The following is a 14,727-nucleotide window of genomic DNA, read 5'->3' as shown; positions in this document are numbered from 1 at the left end:
GTAGGACTCGTAGCGAGTCGCGGCGACTCGCACACCTGTTTCGCCTGCACAGAGGCACTGTAGCGCTGTGCGATATGGGTTGTGGGGCATTGGATTCGCTGCACTGGTATTCGTCCGGTTCACGACAACCCGAATGGAAACCCATGCCCACCATCACCAAGGCGCTGCTGTTTGCTGGCACCGCGCTACTCGCGATCATCACCGGCCTCTGCGCCGGCATCCTCGCTAAGGCCGACGGGGCCACCATGCTCGCTGCTGTCCGCACTGGCACGATCGGGTTTGGAGCCACCCTGACCTTGACCCTGGCCACCATCACCACCTACACCCTGCTTTGACGTTCCGCAGTGCCGCGCCCAGCCAGAACACGGAGGGTCGGCGCGACTACCACGCGGCCGAACGGCGCGGACCTGGCCGGGGCGACGAAGGTTCCTGTCGGCGGAACTGCGCGGATGAAACGCAAAGGCCCCCAACAGCTTGCACAGCCGGTGGGGCCTTTGCGTCTCGGAACTACAGGATAGCGGCGAGCGCTTCAAGGACGGCAGGCTTCTCCGCTGGCGGAACACCGTCCAATGCCTCGCGTACGAGTCTGACCTTGGTCCGAGTGTTGGCGACGTGAGCAGCAGCGGCGGAAGCCGTACCTGAGACGCCTGTGATTGCCCCGATGAGTATGAAGGGGTCCACTGAGTCCTTACCTCTCTGCAGTTTCTGGTCGAGAGGCAAACGGACGGCCTTAGCTCGACCAGTACGAAATGCTTCGTCTGGTGAACCAAGGTCCGGCCCCGGAGTCAGGATCTTGTGTGGTTCTCTCCCACAACTCGATTGGAAAATGACGGCATATCAGGGCCCACCGACAAGCTCCGGGTGCCAGCGGGCCAGGGGCCGCCCTCGGCCCCAACAAAGTCGTCGCCCTCGGGCAACGTTCAAGGACGTTACTCGCCGGAGTCAGATTAGGGTTGCACTAGATGGGCAGACCGTTAACCATACGGACGAACTAATTGACCTGCGCGGCATCCGGCCTCCAGCGGCGCGTCTTCTGGTCGACACCAGCGACATCTATTGCTTCGCCAACCGCGACCGGTTCCTGTCCTGGAACGACACCGTCACCTTGTACGCATCCTCAGTGCCTCAGGGTTGAACGACCGAATGAGCGAGCTCGGTGACTGGGTTCTGTCGGGTTCGAAGACGTTGTCGATCAGTGCATGTGGCTACCCACCGGCCCGCCCCAGAGCGGCGCATCCGACTACCCATCAACTGGCAGCTATGGCTGTCTCGACGCTGCGCACCATTGGCGGAGCCATGCATTCGAGCGAATTGGCGTTCAAAGCACTTTCGAACATGGTGGGCGTCGACGCCAGTCCGCCAGGCGTCGAGCATCAGTCGATCGACAGCACGAAATCGGCTTCAATAACCAGCTGCCCACCGAGAAGCTGCTGTCCGGGGCGGTCTCCATCTGAATGGATCCCGCCGACGTACCGAACCTGCCGCGTTCACGAGCACCTGGACTCCGCAGGCGTCCCCCGACCCGGCCCGGACGGACAGATGCCGCCGACTGAGTAGCTCCGCGACTACGATTCGCCGGATGGCAGCTCCGGAAGTGGTTCTGGCATACATCAACGCGCTGAAGTGGCCCGTCGTCGTCTGCGCTGCGGTGATCTATCTCCGCGATCTCCGTGACCCGATCGCAAAACTGGTGGACCGCATCAAATCCGGTTCGATCAGCGTGGCCGGCTTCACGGCGACGATCGAGGCAGAGAGCGAGAGGGTCGCTGAAGAAGCCCAGCAAGCGGCGGAGGCACCGCGCATGGCAGAAGCCGAGGATCACATCACAGCCACCGATGAGGCGACAGTGGTCAAGATACCTCCGCTCGCCATATCGACAGCCAAAACCCTCCGCCCGGAAAAGCTTCAGATCCTCAGGACCAGCGCCGAGAGGCTGAGAAGCTACTCAAACGAGCACGCCAGGGTCTCGTTCCCCTCAGCGGTTCAGAAGTATCCGGGAGCGGTAGTCCTCAGCCGGGGCTCCCGCCTCAACGAACTGATAGCCGAAATGCTGGAGGCTGCTCCCGTAGGGTTCGAGCTCTGGCCAGGCACACCCAGCGATCTTGCTGACGTGTTCCGTAAGCTCAAGGATCTGCATACCCGTGCTGAGATCGCCCCCGTGGCCGTTTCTCCATCCGCGGCGGCCAATTTCGTGAAGTCCGCCCGTACATTCGCGGGGCTTTATGCGACCTTCCTTGGAGGTGTCATCGACACCGTGGACTCCGAATCCGGGAACCGCACTGACCATGATGAACAAAGCTGACGGACACCTGAGCTGTCCGCCAGGCGGATGCCTGTCCGGTGTCAGTCTGTCCAGTGTCCGTCTGTCCGGTGTCCGCCGGCCGGACGGCTGTCCGGTCCGGTAGGTGAAGTGTCCGGGGTGTCAATTCCGGTTCGAACCTGACCCGGATCTTCCGGGACAATCGTGACCCAGCCGCCTAAGCGGACGTCCCACAGTGCCCGATGAACGTGCGCTCGCCTTGGTGCGAGGGCCTGAGTTTGCGTCGGAGTGGATGGTTGCGATGAAAGCTGCGAGTGCCAGCAGGGCGACCGACCGATTCTTGGCAGAGGCCTGGCTCTTGTTACGGGGTGGTGAGGGCTAGTGGGGCGATGGTGTCGCGGGCGAGTTGGCGGGCGGCGTCGGGGTCGGTGAGGTCGAGGGTGGTCGGGGGGATGAGGACCAGGGCGGTGAACAGGCGGGCGAGGATTTCGGCGGTCTGCAAAGGGTCGCGCGGGGGCGGGGTGAGGGTGGCGAGGTTGTCGGCGATCATGGCGCTGGCGGCGGCGAACATGAGTCCGTTGTCGGCCAGCAGGTAGTTCAGCAGGGCGCCGGGGTCGGTGCGCCGCCAGTGCTCCACAAGCGGGTGCGAGTAGGCCAAATGCAGACCGGTGGCGAAGGCTTCGCAGGTCTTGGCCGCAGGCTCGGTTTCGGCGTCGGCCACCTGTTGGACCGCGCCGAGGAATCGTGACACCTCGCGGGTAAGGGTGGCTTGGATCAGGCCCTCGCGGTCACCGAAGCGCCGGTACACGGTCATCCGGGTCAGCCCAGCCCTGCGGGCGACGTCTTCCAAGGTCAGCTTCCGAAGCGGCGTGACCAGCAATTCCTCGATCACGGCATCGAGGATGCGTTGTTCGGTGCGCTGCGCGCTTACCTCGGCCTCGCCGGTGAGCACGCGACCCAGCATCTCGATCAGTGAGGTCGCAGAGGTCAGCACCCCCTTGACGTTACATGAGTTACATGAGTAGCGTTCCATGTAACATTCAGTACTCGATGGGGCGTAGCGCCGCGGGCGCCGGTCCGGACGCCGAGGTGCGCACGCTGCTAGCAAACCCGCCATCGGGCCATCGACCGGCAAGACCGTCTCCCCGCAGCTCCGGCCGTGCCGGGCCGAACATCCCCAGCGACTGCCAAGAGATGAATCATCAAGGCCCACAAGAGAGTCCGCCATGACGCAAATACATCCCGACCACTCCTCGTCCAGCCCCGTCGAGCAGCCCGCCCATCGGTTCGACTACTACTACCGCGAGGGCATGGATCTGCGGCCGGCGCCTCGCGGGTACGCGGCCAGCGAGCTGTGGCAGCCGTTGCGCCGGTTCCTGCTCACCCCGTGGCGTCCCGTCGAGGATGGCCCCTCGCAGACACCGCTGGCCCGCCTGCATGCCGACCATCGCTGGCAAAGCGACGAACTGATGGACGACGTGGTCGCGATGTTTCACCGCGAAGGTCCCGCCCGAGGACGCCAACTGTTCGACACCGCACTCGAGGACGGGATCGCCACCCTCGACGATCCACCCCGCGAGCTGGTGCGGTTGTTCGACAAGCTGGACAATCCACCAGCCCGGTTCGCTCCCGAACGCATAGAAGCCGGTCGGCGGGTGTGGCTCTCACGATCCCCGCTGGGCCGCGCCACCGAACTGACCGTCAACCTCATCAACACGATCATGGCCCCGGACGTCTCGGCCGCGGTAGGCGCGACCGGCCGCTTCGCCCGCGACGGCATGCGCCGCAACCTGGAAACCTTCGCCTTCTTCGAAACCGTCACCCGCGCAGACGCACTCACACGACACGGAGACGGGTTCAAAGACGTGGTCCGGATCGGGCTCATGCACGCCCAAGTCAGCCGCGCGCTGCGCAAAACCTGGGGCCCCGACGCCTACGACCAATACGGTGCCCCCATCTCGGCGTCCGGACTCGCCGCGGGCTACCTCGCGTTCGGACTGGTACCACTGTTCTACGACCACGCCCTCGGCCACACATGCACCCCCGCCGATATGGAAGCCGTCACCGACTACTGGGGCTACATCGCCTACCTGCTCGGCGCCCCCGCCTACCTGATCCCCGACACCGCCACCGACATCATCGACTACGGCGACTACATCGTCACCCACATCGGTGAACCCTCGGCCTGGACACCCGAAGTCGCACGCGTGCTCGTCGACACCACCACCGACATCCCCCTGAGCCTAGCCCCAGATACCGCCTGGGCCCGCCAGATCCTCAGCCCTGTCTCCCGCCACCTGTTCACACCACTGCTACTGGGCCACCTCACCCACCTGTTCGGCCCCACCGTCGTATCCACCGCCATCGCCCACACCCGATACCGCACCCTGAACCTCAACAGCTGGGCCATCCTCGGCGGCGCCCTGTCCATGACCCTCGTGCGCGGCAGCAGTATCGGCCACCAACTACGCACCCTCGGCGGCCGCCGAACCCTGCCCACCCCACCGGTGGACCCACTCATCAAAGCCCTCCACACCCGCTACCACGCCTACACCCAACGCCACACCAACCTCACCACCGTCTACAACAGCCACGACCACACCACCACCAGCGACCTCGCACCGCTCGATCCCAACCCCGCACAGGCCACCAGTCCACGACCCACCGGACCGGAACAGCCATGAAAATCGCCGTCGACCCCACCGCCTGTCTCCACACCGGCATCTGCGTGTCCCTTGCACCACACCACTTCACCCTCGACCACACCGGCACCATGCACCTCAGCACCGACCACATCCCACCCCACCAACACGCCCAAGTCACCGCCGCCGTCCACGCCTGCCCAACCGCCGCACTCAGCCTCCAACAGCCATAACCCTGCACAGAACTCGTACGGCAGCCAAGAAACCAACGCGGAAAATGTCGCGTATAGCGCGTTGCTCAGTCGTTGGTTTTGGCCGCGGGAACGCGGCCGAGATCGCGGTCTTTGAGGCGGTAGCTATCGCCTTTGAGGGAGATGACCTCGGCGTGGTGGACGAGGCGGTCGATCATGGCCGCGGCAACGATGTCGTCTCCGAACACCTCGCCCCAGCGGCCGAAGGGTTTGTTGCTGGTCACGATCAAACTTGCCCGTTCGTATCGGGACGAGACCAGCTGGAAGAACAGGTTGGCCGCTTCGGATTCGAAGGGGATGTAGCCGACCTCGTCGACTACCAGGAGCGGAATCCGGCCGAGCTTGATCAGCTCTGCCTGCAGTTTTCCGGCCTGGTGGGACTCGGCTAGACGGGCAACCCATTCGGCGGCGGTCGCGAATGCCACACGATGTCCCGCTTGGCACGCGCGGATACTGAGCCCGATCGATAGATGTGTCTTGCCGGTTCCGGGTGGGCCGAGGAAGACGACGTTGTCGCGGGCGGTGATGAAATCCAGGGTTCCGAGGTGAGTGATGGTGTCACGTTTGAGTGAGCGTTGATGGTCGAAGTCGAACTCTTCCAGGGATTTCCGTGATGGGAACCGGGCGGCGCGGATGCGGCCTTCGCCGCCGTGAGCTTCGCGGGCAGCGACTTCGCGTTGCAGACACGCGGCAAGGAACTCCTCATGAGTCCAGCCTTCCGAGCGAGCACGCTCGGCGAGCCGGTCGACCGCGCCAGCCAGGGTGGGCGCTTTGAGAACTCTTGCCAGATAAGCGATTTCAGAACCTACATTGCGGGCGCCGCTGGTGGAGGACTTGGCGGTCATCAGGCGATCCCTTCACTGTCGAGGTCGAACATCCGGTCATAGTCGGTGAGATCGCGATGCTCGACCAACGTGTCGACCATCGGCACGGCCGCCAGACCGCGAGACCGCCTCATCTGGGCAGCCGCGGCGATGTGGACGCGATCGCTGATGGTCTGATGCCGCGCCCAGCACCGTTCGTGACGCCCGACTTCGGTGCCGCCGCAGAGGATCACCACCCGGTGCAGGTCGGCACGAATGTCGACGTTGCGGCCGATCACTGCTGGATGCACCGAGTAGTCATTGGAGTCCAAGCGCACGTAGTGGTCGCGCGGCAGCCGCGTCGTTAGCCGCCACCCGACGACCGGGTCGACCGGCGGCAGTTCGAGCATCGCGGCTCGATCGGCAGACCAACGATCGACCGGCCGACAACCCAATCGCCGATGGTGGCGCTGGTTCGCCCGCTCCAGCCACTCGGCGAGCTGAGCGTTGAAATCATCTGGGCCGATGAAGCTTCGGCCGGGAAGGAACGAGGTCTCGAGGTAGCCGTTGGCGCGTTCGACGAGTCCTTTCGCTTCAGGGTCAGCGGGACGACATTGGATTATCTTGATGCCGAGCGTTCCACGGAAGGCGTTCATCGCGTCGGTCAGCTGGGGTTTGCCGCCGCGCCATTGCCCGACTGCGGATTCGTTGTCCCACACCAGTGCGCGCGGCACCCGGCCCCAGTGTGAGATCAACGCCCAATGCCCGGCCAGCAGATCAGGGCTTTGCCGGGTAGCGAGCATCACCGCGGCGATGACCCGCGAATACCCGCTCACCATGACCAGCACCGGCGGTCGACCGACATGCCCGAACCCCAACGGGATATCGGCAGGCGGGAACCACAGGTCGCACTGAGCGAGCTCGCCAGTCTGATACTCGGTGCGCGAGGCCGGGTCCGGTGGCTTGAACAAGGGTCGCAGCTGCTGGACTCGCTCGAAGAACACGGTTTTGCCGCGCTGCCAACCGACTCGTTCCATGATCACCGTCGTCGGCATGTCCGGGAACTCCGATAGCAGCGCCCGGATCTGCGGTTCGAACGCATCGACGGCCGAACCCTTGGACGGCCGTTGGTATCTCGGGGGTTGGTGCGCAGCTAGGGCCTTCTTTACGGTGTTCTTCGAGACGTGTAGATGCCGGGCGATGGCCCGGATCGGCATGCCTTCGGCCCGATGCAATCGGCGGATCTCCGCCCAGTCCTCCACGTTGAGCACCTCATGATTCGTCACAGGGTGGGTCAGCGTTCGCCCGGAACTACTGGGTCAGGATCGCACCGGAATCGACACGGGGTGACCGGCGGACTGTCTGCCGCTTGTCCACCAGGAGCGCAGGCCGTAGTGGCTCCTGTACCGATGCTGTTCAGGGAACGTGTCGGGCGGGTTGTTCGAACGGTCGCAAGTTGCCAGATAACTACGGCTATCGGGCAACTATCGCTAGGACGGTGCGGCATGAGGTGGCCGGACCGGATCCAGTGGGCGCCCTCGACTCATGGTTATCGGGCAACTCGAGAGATGGTGATCACGGTCGAGGCGAGCCCAGGCGCCGACGTGGCTACGAGGCGCTGACGGTGCACATCGCCGACGTAGTGTGAGCGCTCATCGGCTTTATCCTGCGTTCGGCCCGCCGCAGCGTCGGCGCTTATGTCTGCGAAACTCGCATCCAAAGGAGTGACCTGTATCACCCGTGCTGCCAGCTCCGATATCCGAATATGGTCCAGTTCCGAAAGTCTAAGAAGCTTGGCCCTGTGCGGTTCACCGCATCAAAAAAGGGCATCGGCGTCAGCGCCGGCGCCGGTCCAGTCCGGGTCGGCATCGGTGCGGACGGCAAACTACGGCGCACGCTCCGCGTACCCGGGACTGGCATCTACGACACGAAAGTTGTCGGACATGCCGCCCAACCTGCAAACCAGGCCACATCGCAACCAGCGATGCGGGCGCATCTAACGTCGGCCGAACCCCGTGACGTCCAGCCATTGGCCCTGCCCGAACTGATTACGGCCAAAGGCCATGACGGCACCATTACCTTCGACGGGTGGTGGATCAACATCCAACGCACCGGTGTGGTCGCGAAGCTTTCAGCCAACGTAAACGGGTACGAGTCGAGGCGAATCCCACTCAACTACCTGGAGCATGTTGAGTGGAAGTCGCCGTCAATGCTGGTGAATGGGTACTTGAAATTCGTAGTAATCGGCGAAGACCCAGAAGCCAGCACCACAATCGATGCTGCGGCGAACCCAAACGCCGTCCTCGTAACCAAACAGCAGGTCAAACGCTTCGAACCGTTGCGCGAGGCACTGGCACAGGCGCTTGCCGGAGGCCACCTTCGCACCGTTGACCTGCCAGTCGACGGGCACCGACCACCGCATGCGGCCGTCGAGACCACTACAACAGACCCGGTAGTTCCACCGCGCCCACCTCCACCATCGGCGCCGGCCGGTTGGTACCCGGACAGCGCTCAGCCCACCGTCCTGCGCTGGTGGGACGGGACGAACTGGACTGAGCACACCGCACCATCCCGCTGATCCTCTGGATCCAACCGTCCGCTCGTGGACTCGGCGAGACATTCGCACGCCAATCTAAAGGTGTCGCTTCAGCACGTCCGAATCGCGACAACGCGGCATCGGCACGCCATGCTGCGGCAAAGCTTCGCCCACGTCCGCGGTGATGACTTCGCCCCGGGCGTGGACAGGCCCCTGGACGGACCCTATTCGGGTGCCTGAATCCATACCGCGAGCGGCGACAGCTCGTCCGCGTTGCTCCCGGGACGCCGAGTCGGCCGGTCCCCGATCTCGAAGTCGTGGGGCAATCCCAGTTCCGCGCGCGCGGCGAGCACAAACTCCCGTTCGGCGGACCACAATTGCTCGAAGGTGTGTGCCGGTATGGTTTCGACGGCATGCTCGGCGCGTTCGGCAGCAAGCTGACGGGCGCAGCGCACCATCAGATTGGACGAGCGCACGACGCGCGGCTGACCCGACACCAGCCGCAGGGTGGTCTTGGCGGCCTCCAGTCGCTCCTTATAGACGGCTCCGGCTTCGTCGAAAACCGGCATCGGGTCGTGCGGCCGCACCGGACGCGGCACCACCGTTACATTCGCTCCCGGCCGCTGCACGTAGGCGACGTACTCCCGAAACGCGGCCAGATAGCCGGTATAGGCCGCCAAACGGATATCTCGCCATTGGGTGCTGTGGTCGCGTCGCAACAACCGGTCCTGAGCTCGTAGCGTGACCCAGCCGCCGACCGCGACTCCGATCAATGTCATTGCCGCAGCGATGAGTACGGTCATCGGCACCCCCAAGAAGAACCACCGCAAGTATCGCATTCGAATGCCGAAGCCCGGAAGTGCGAAGACCGACTACCACGGCGAGCCATTGGCTACCATGGGCGGCGATCCCTCGCATACCAGCAGCGCATCGCCGGAGGTCCATGGGACGTCCACCCGGACCGTTGCAGACATCGTGACCCACTACCTCAGCTAGAGGCACCGGGCCACGAAGACAATCCAGCATCGACGCCGCCGGGGTTCCGGCGGTTCGTGGGCTCGCCGGAGCGCGTCGGCGTGCCGGCCTGCGAGTCAACGGTGTGGCTGGCGGCGCGGCCGTCTCGCCGCGGGCAGCATGGATTCCGGATCATCAAGTGTTCCAGCCGATCCGGCAGCGATACAGCCCAGCGCTTCCGGCAAACGCGACCTGGTCGCCGCCGGGCGAGATGGCGCAGGCGTTCAGGGCGGCGTCGACCCGCAGGCGCGACGCAGGTCTGTCCGGCACCCCACTTCGCAGGTATACGTAACCCTCGCTGCCGATCGCGACGACCACGTCGCCGTCGGCGCTCACGTCGGAGTCGTAGAACGTGTCCGTCGGAAGCAAGACGTACGGGCGGGGTCGCCAGGTTTCCCGGTCCCAGATATGCATCCGGCCTATCAGGTCGCAGGTGACGGGTCGCCCATCAACCATACGAACGGCGGTGATCGTCTCGTCACCGGCATCGTGGTGCGCGACGTGCATCGTAGCCAAGTCCACGACGGTCAACGCGGTGTCGGCGGTGCCAACGAAGGCATGTGTTCCGCCTGGCGCGCAGGCCATGGCGGAGACGAATTGACCGACATTCGCCTCGCCCGCGAGCCGTAGAGTCCGGTCGATCAGATGAATCAACGAGACCAAGCCGCCCGTGGCCACAACGATCCCCGCTGTCGTCCATACGACCGGACCGGGCCAGTCGTTCATCGCCGCATCCGGCCCTTGGTTCGGCGTGACCGACGCCAGCGGCTTCGGCTCGGGTTCGACCGACCAGATCAGCAGTCTTCCGTCCTCGCCGTACGTGGCGAGCATGGTGCCGTCTGGGCACCACGCGAGCCCGCGGATCTGGCCGCCGTGCGCCTCCCGGGTCCACGAATGGCCGTCGCCGACCCGCACGACGCGGAGTTCGCCGTCGAGGCTCCCTGCAGCGATGAGCGAGCCTGACGGCTGCCAGGCGACACAGTACAAACCGGTGTCGGTGGGCGCCGCCCGATCGGCGTGCAGGCCGCCCCACAGGCGGACAACAGGTGAGTGGGTCGCCACCGCCAATTGGTCGCCGCCAGGCTGCCAGGCCACATCCCGCACCTGCGCGCGGTGGTAATCGAGGGTGGTGACGAATCCAAGCCGGTCCTCCCAGGACTGCCGCAGCGGGTCGGCCGGGGCGAAATGCACCGCGCCGTCCTCAGGGTGGCCCCAGACGTCGACGTGACCGTCTCCAGTGCCAACCGCGAGTTGGATCCCGGTGTCGTTCCACGCGGCCGTGGACCGGGCCGACTCCTGATCGGCGGATCGCGCGACGACCTCCAGGCTGCCGGAGTCCACGAGTAGAAGCGCGGGGCCAGCCGCGAGGACCAGCACGGAATCGCCCGAAGGGTGCCCGGCCAAGCCGCGGATCACCTGAGCCGAGGTCACCACCTGCCGGAGCACCGACAGGGAATCGGTCGCGACGTCGAGAGTCGACAGCTGTCCGGGGCCGTCGAGCCCAGCGGCCAGTGCTCGACCGTCGGCCAGGAAGATCGCCGACTTGGCCGGGAGATCGAGCCGTGCTCCCTGGCGGAGACCGTCCAGGATGCGGGTTTCCAAGCCGTCGCCCGTCGCGACCAGCAGATAGTCGGAGCCGGGGGCGAACCGTACGCTGCCGACCGGACCCGACAGCGGTTCGAGCGCCAGCACGTCGCCGAGGACCGGGTCGATCAGCGCCACGAACCCGTCGCCGCCGGCAGCGATGTGGAGACCGTCCCGGCTCCATGCGAGCCGGCCGGGTTTGCGGTCCGCGGGGAGGCGGACGCTGAGCAGTTCGCGCCCCGACCGTGGCTCCCACACCCGGACCGTGCCGTCCTCGGACGCGGTCGCCAACTGGTTGCCGTCGTCGCGCCAGGCGAGAGCCGACACCGGGCCGGCGTGACCGTGGAGCACCTGCTGAAGGCGCTCATCGGGAAAGTCTGGGAACGGGTGCTCGGCGACCAGGGCTTCAGCCAGCAGGTCTGCCGCCGACTGCACCCCGGATCGGAGTTCGCGGTGCCCGACCAGGCGGCTATACCACGTCGAGGCGACATCTTCCATACGATCGAGACCGACAACCACGTGGCCTTCCAGCGACAAGCAGCGGGCGAGTGCGGCCAGGAACGGATCGCGCGCGAACGCGGTGGAGCAGATGAAGGTGTCGTTGGCCAGGCCGGCCGGGCCCGAGCCGACCATCCGCGCTGCGTGGTAACGCAGGTCGGACAAGGCCGATCGAAGTTCATCCTCCAGGTTGGCGTTGACGAGTTGGTACGCCAGCAGGTTGACGAGCGCCGGTAGCCGGTGTGGCAACTCGTGCCAGCCGTCGGTCACCATCATGCGGGCCGTCCTGACCAGCTCCGTATGCCCTGTGAAGACGTCCGGCCAGCGGGAGCGCCGCAGGTAGTCGTGGATCACTTCGTGAAGGTGCACCCCGTCGCGGGTGATCCCCTGCACGAGTGAGCGAGCGGCCAGAGCCGCGCAAGTCCGGCGGACGTCAAGGCGGTCGGCGCCCCACAGGATCTCCAGCAACGAGTAATCAATCAGCGTGCCTGCCGGGAAGCAGCACAATGACACCATTCGCCGCCCGGTGTCCGCCCCCGCCGTGGCGCCGAGCTCGTCCAGGCTGAGCTCGAGAGTGCCGGCGATGGTCCGATCCCGCTCGTCGGCGATCGCATCCAGCCCGGCGACACCACGGCGATCGAGTCGGGCGACAATGTCGTCGACGACGTCGGCGACAGGCAGCCCGAATTCGTCGACCATGCTCCGCAGTACGCCGTTGAGCAGGCTGAGCACGATCGGCCAGCGTCCGGAGCGCTCGTACAGGCGGAAGATCGTCGGCTGTGTCGCCGGGTCGAGCCCCGCCCCGAGAAGAGCCTGTGCCTGCGTCGGCGTCATCCGGTCGACCTCGATCCGGACGGCGTCTGGGGGGAGGCTTCGCGGCTGGCGTGTGGTCACCAGGAGCTTGCAGGTCGGGTCGGCGCGCAGGAAAGGGTCGAGATCGCGAGCGTTCCACACGTCGTCGACAACGATCAGAGCCCGCCGGCCTCGCGTGGCCCCGGCAAACGCGGCACCGGCGGCGAACACCGTCGAATAGCCCCGGGGCGGTTCACCGCTCAGCATGGCGGCCAGATCCGACAACGCGCCGACGATCGTCTCCGTCGATGGATCACGACCCAGTTCGACCCAGTGGATACCGTCCGGGAACGCCGCCTGGACATCCGGTGAACGGCAGGCCCAGGCGGCGAGGCTTGTCTTGCCGTATCCGCCGGTGCCGTGGACAGCCGCGGCCGATCCCAGACCGACCGTGGTCGCCGAGTCGGCGTCGATCAGGGCAGAGATCAACCGACCGCCCTCGGCCGGACGCGGGACGAAGTTCGGTGGAGGCGACGGCAGGGCCGTGCCGCCCGGCCGGAGCTTCTCGGCGAGGTCAGGACCGCGGCGCGGCGACGTAGCGTTCGCCTCGGCCAGGCTGCGTACCCGTTGCAGGATAGGAAGGAGTACAGCGCGCACCTCGTCGGAGGTCGGAAGTGCTTCAAGCCGACCGATGACGGTGAGGCCGTCCGAGCCCTCACGTACGGTGTCGGGCAGGCTCTTGCCGTTTCTCCAGTCCGATAGAGTGGCTCGGGCTGCACCAAGGACCTCCCCCAGTTCCTGGTTGAGGTGGCCGCGGCCGGCAAGCTTGTGCAGCGCGTCCGCGAGAGCGTTCTTGACCTCTTCCCTATCCATACCTACCGGCCGCATCCGTCCGTCCGAACCCTCTGGCCGGACCGATCCGGAGCGCCGAGGGTTGTGGCCATGACCACAAGCTATCGTCGTCGGGGTCTGGTCGCCGACGTGCTGCCAGCAGCCGAACGGGAGGCGGACTGGCGCCGGCTGCGGGCACTCTACCAGCAGCGGATACAGGTTCTCAGTGGCGGCACAGCAGGATACGTGCCCGACCCGCTCGCCGATGCCCTCGCTGACGCTGTCCTGCGGATCTCGTGGAGTTACGTCGGGCGGGAGGAGCTCATGTGTGAGCACTTGCTGGCCGTCCTGGCCGACGTCAACCAGCATGAGGTTGTCGACGTCGACCTGTACCGCACCCACTTCACCGACGACCGCGGGATTCTGGCTCTGGCGCCCTATCGAGGCTCCCGGCGCCGGCCGTCTCTCTACGAGGCGGTCGTCGAGACCTGCCGTCGACTGCGGGACACCCGCGCACTACGTGAGGCTCTCGGTGACACCAGCACTTCGGGCCTGTTGGTCGGCTCGACGAGCTACGCTCCGTTCAGCTACGTCCGGGGCAATCGATACGGGGCACCGGCTTCGGACCTAGACCTGCTAGTAGTCATCGACGACAGCCGTGCCCTCGACGCAATCGTCAGCCGATTGTCGCGCCTCTCCCGCGCCTCGGCGAGAGACGTCGATTATCTCGCTTACCGGGCCCAAATCTTCACCGACCGTCTTGATGACGGCCGGACCGTATTCAGTCACAAGATCGAGACGTGGCCAGAGGACACGCCGGACCCGTTGCTGCCATCATCGATCGCACCGGCCGACTACCTGCTCAGCCTTCACTTCATGACGACGTCCGCGCTGGACCACATACTTGTGGGCTCGACACCCCGGCTAGCGCCGGAGACGGCCGGCGCCAGCCGGACCGTCCACGACTACCGCGAAGTGCCGCGCGGAGAGCATGACCATGTCCGCACGTTCGCCGGGCGCAGCTACCATCTCCCGCTGGAGACCGTCGCCGTCGACGGCGGGTGTCTGCGATCGCCTCGCGTCTATCATCTCGATGAGTTCGACGCCTACTGTCCGGGCTTCTATCAGATGATGCTGATCCCTCAGCCGGACATGGTATGGGACCGCCTCGACGTGCGGCCCGCCTTGCACCGCTTTCGCGCCAAACTCGCCGACCGAGTGCGGTACGAGGCCGGAAGGCACCCGCATGCCTTGGTGCGCCCGAGTTTCGCCCACGTCCGGCGCGAGGTGTTCAACCCGTACATCATCCGGCTCCTGGACGAGGGCTACTGAACGAGGAGGGCACAGGGTCTGCCAATCCCGGATGCCGGGCGGATCCGTCTACGACGCCACGGAGACCCTGTCGGTGGCACACCGACGGCCCCGCCCACCTCACCGCCAACCACAACAGCGACTGGGGCCACATACTCGGCGCCTTCGCCTAACTCAGCTGGCAAGTACTGGACAGCAATAAGGG

Annotated in this window: 12 protein-coding genes; 7 read left to right on the top strand and 5 right to left on the bottom strand. The window is 65.6% G+C overall.

The features are described 5' to 3' along the window. The first annotated feature begins 143 nt into the window (after nt 1-143). On the top strand, nt 144-335 hold the full coding sequence (locus NN4_RS14670; RefSeq protein ID WP_147130797.1) for a hypothetical protein: 192 nt from the start codon (nt 144-146) through the stop codon (nt 333-335). A 1,244-nt stretch (nt 336-1,579) separates the two neighbouring features. Continuing rightward, nucleotides 1,580-2,302, top strand: coding sequence for a hypothetical protein (locus NN4_RS14665; RefSeq protein WP_147130795.1), 723 nt, complete (start codon nt 1,580-1,582; stop codon nt 2,300-2,302). A gap of 319 nt (nt 2,303-2,621) precedes the next feature. On the opposite strand, the gene NN4_RS14660 is transcribed toward NN4_RS14665, so the two are convergent. Further along, nucleotides 2,622-3,254 carry a TetR/AcrR family transcriptional regulator gene (locus NN4_RS14660; protein ID WP_186818426.1) on the bottom strand — a complete coding sequence of 211 codons (633 nt, stop codon included), beginning with the start codon at nt 3,252-3,254 and terminating at the stop codon, nt 2,622-2,624. A 232-nt stretch (nt 3,255-3,486) separates the two neighbouring features. On the opposite strand from NN4_RS14660, the gene NN4_RS14655 reads away from it, so the two are divergent. After that, entirely contained in the window at nt 3,487-4,944 is a 1,458-nt protein-coding gene (locus NN4_RS14655) for an oxygenase MpaB family protein (protein ID WP_147130791.1), read from the top strand. Continuing rightward, the gene (locus NN4_RS14650) at nt 4,941-5,135 is read left to right on the top strand and encodes a ferredoxin (protein ID WP_147130788.1); all 195 of its coding nucleotides are present in this window, start codon (nt 4,941-4,943) and stop codon (nt 5,133-5,135) included. Before NN4_RS14655 ends, NN4_RS14650 begins: the two co-directional genes overlap by 4 nt. A gap of 65 nt (nt 5,136-5,200) precedes the next feature. Here the strand turns inward: NN4_RS14650 and istB are convergent, their stop codons facing one another. Together istB and istA are read right to left on the bottom strand one after the other, a co-directional pair. Then, nucleotides 5,201-5,998, bottom strand: coding sequence for an IS21-like element helper ATPase IstB (gene istB, locus NN4_RS14645; protein WP_147130786.1), 798 nt, complete (start codon nt 5,996-5,998; stop codon nt 5,201-5,203). After that, nucleotides 5,998-7,227, bottom strand: coding sequence for an IS21 family transposase (gene istA, locus NN4_RS14640; protein WP_147130959.1), 1,230 nt, complete (start codon nt 7,225-7,227; stop codon nt 5,998-6,000). The genes istB and istA overlap by 1 nt, the downstream gene beginning before the upstream one ends. A 494-nt stretch (nt 7,228-7,721) precedes the next feature. Between istA and NN4_RS45710 the strand changes: the two genes are divergently transcribed. After that, nucleotides 7,722-8,534, top strand: a complete 813-nt coding sequence (locus NN4_RS45710) for a DUF4236 domain-containing protein (protein WP_281289351.1) — start codon at nt 7,722-7,724, stop codon at nt 8,532-8,534. Nucleotides 8,535-8,716: 182 nt separating this feature from the next. On the opposite strand, the gene NN4_RS14625 is transcribed toward NN4_RS45710, so the two are convergent. Continuing rightward, entirely contained in the window at nt 8,717-9,271 is a 555-nt protein-coding gene (locus NN4_RS14625; RefSeq protein ID WP_147130784.1) for a hypothetical protein, read from the bottom strand. 10 nt (nt 9,272-9,281) lie between these two features. Here NN4_RS14625 and NN4_RS45705 point away from each other — a divergent pair, with 10 nt between their 5' ends. Then, nucleotides 9,282-9,488, top strand: coding sequence for a hypothetical protein (locus NN4_RS45705; RefSeq protein WP_147130782.1), 207 nt, complete (start codon nt 9,282-9,284; stop codon nt 9,486-9,488). Between the two features lie 153 nt (nt 9,489-9,641). On the opposite strand, the gene NN4_RS14615 is transcribed toward NN4_RS45705, so the two are convergent. Then, nucleotides 9,642-13,253 (bottom strand): WD40 domain-containing protein, encoded by a 3,612-nt coding sequence (locus NN4_RS14615; protein WP_186818424.1) that lies wholly within the window; start codon nt 13,251-13,253, stop codon nt 9,642-9,644. Between the two features lie 69 nt (nt 13,254-13,322). Here NN4_RS14615 and NN4_RS14610 point away from each other — a divergent pair, with 69 nt between their 5' ends. Continuing rightward, complete coding sequence (locus NN4_RS14610) at nt 13,323-14,543, top strand: nucleotidyltransferase domain-containing protein (RefSeq protein WP_186818423.1); 1,221 nt, start codon at nt 13,323-13,325, stop codon at nt 14,541-14,543. The last annotated feature ends 184 nt before the right edge of the window (nt 14,544-14,727 follow it).

It is taken from the genome of Nocardia ninae NBRC 108245 (genome assembly GCF_007990755.1).
In the GTDB taxonomy this organism is placed as follows: Bacteria; Actinomycetota; Actinomycetes; order Mycobacteriales; family Mycobacteriaceae; genus Nocardia; species Nocardia ninae.
Note: the sequence above shows the minus strand (reverse complement) of the source record. Positions and strands in the feature narration are given on the sequence as shown.

Coding starts and splice junctions, on each gene's coding strand:
- NN4_RS14670 (WP_147130797.1), top strand. CDS start 144: ATGCCCACCATCACCAAGGCGCTGCTGTTTGCTGGCACCGCGCTACTC.
- NN4_RS14665 (WP_147130795.1), top strand. CDS start 1,580: ATGGCAGCTCCGGAAGTGGTTCTGGCATACATCAACGCGCTGAAGTGG.
- NN4_RS14655 (WP_147130791.1), top strand. CDS start 3,487: ATGACGCAAATACATCCCGACCACTCCTCGTCCAGCCCCGTCGAGCAG.
- NN4_RS14650 (WP_147130788.1), top strand. CDS start 4,941: ATGAAAATCGCCGTCGACCCCACCGCCTGTCTCCACACCGGCATCTGC.
- istB (WP_147130786.1), bottom strand. CDS start 5,998: ATGACCGCCAAGTCCTCCACCAGCGGCGCCCGCAATGTAGGTTCTGAA.
- NN4_RS45710 (WP_281289351.1), top strand. CDS start 7,722: ATGGTCCAGTTCCGAAAGTCTAAGAAGCTTGGCCCTGTGCGGTTCACC.
- NN4_RS14625 (WP_147130784.1), bottom strand. CDS start 9,271: ATGACATTGATCGGAGTCGCGGTCGGCGGCTGGGTCACGCTACGAGCT.
- NN4_RS45705 (WP_147130782.1), top strand. CDS start 9,282: ATGAGTACGGTCATCGGCACCCCCAAGAAGAACCACCGCAAGTATCGC.
- NN4_RS14615 (WP_186818424.1), bottom strand. CDS start 13,253: ATGGATAGGGAAGAGGTCAAGAACGCTCTCGCGGACGCGCTGCACAAG.
- NN4_RS14610 (WP_186818423.1), top strand. CDS start 13,323: ATGACCACAAGCTATCGTCGTCGGGGTCTGGTCGCCGACGTGCTGCCA.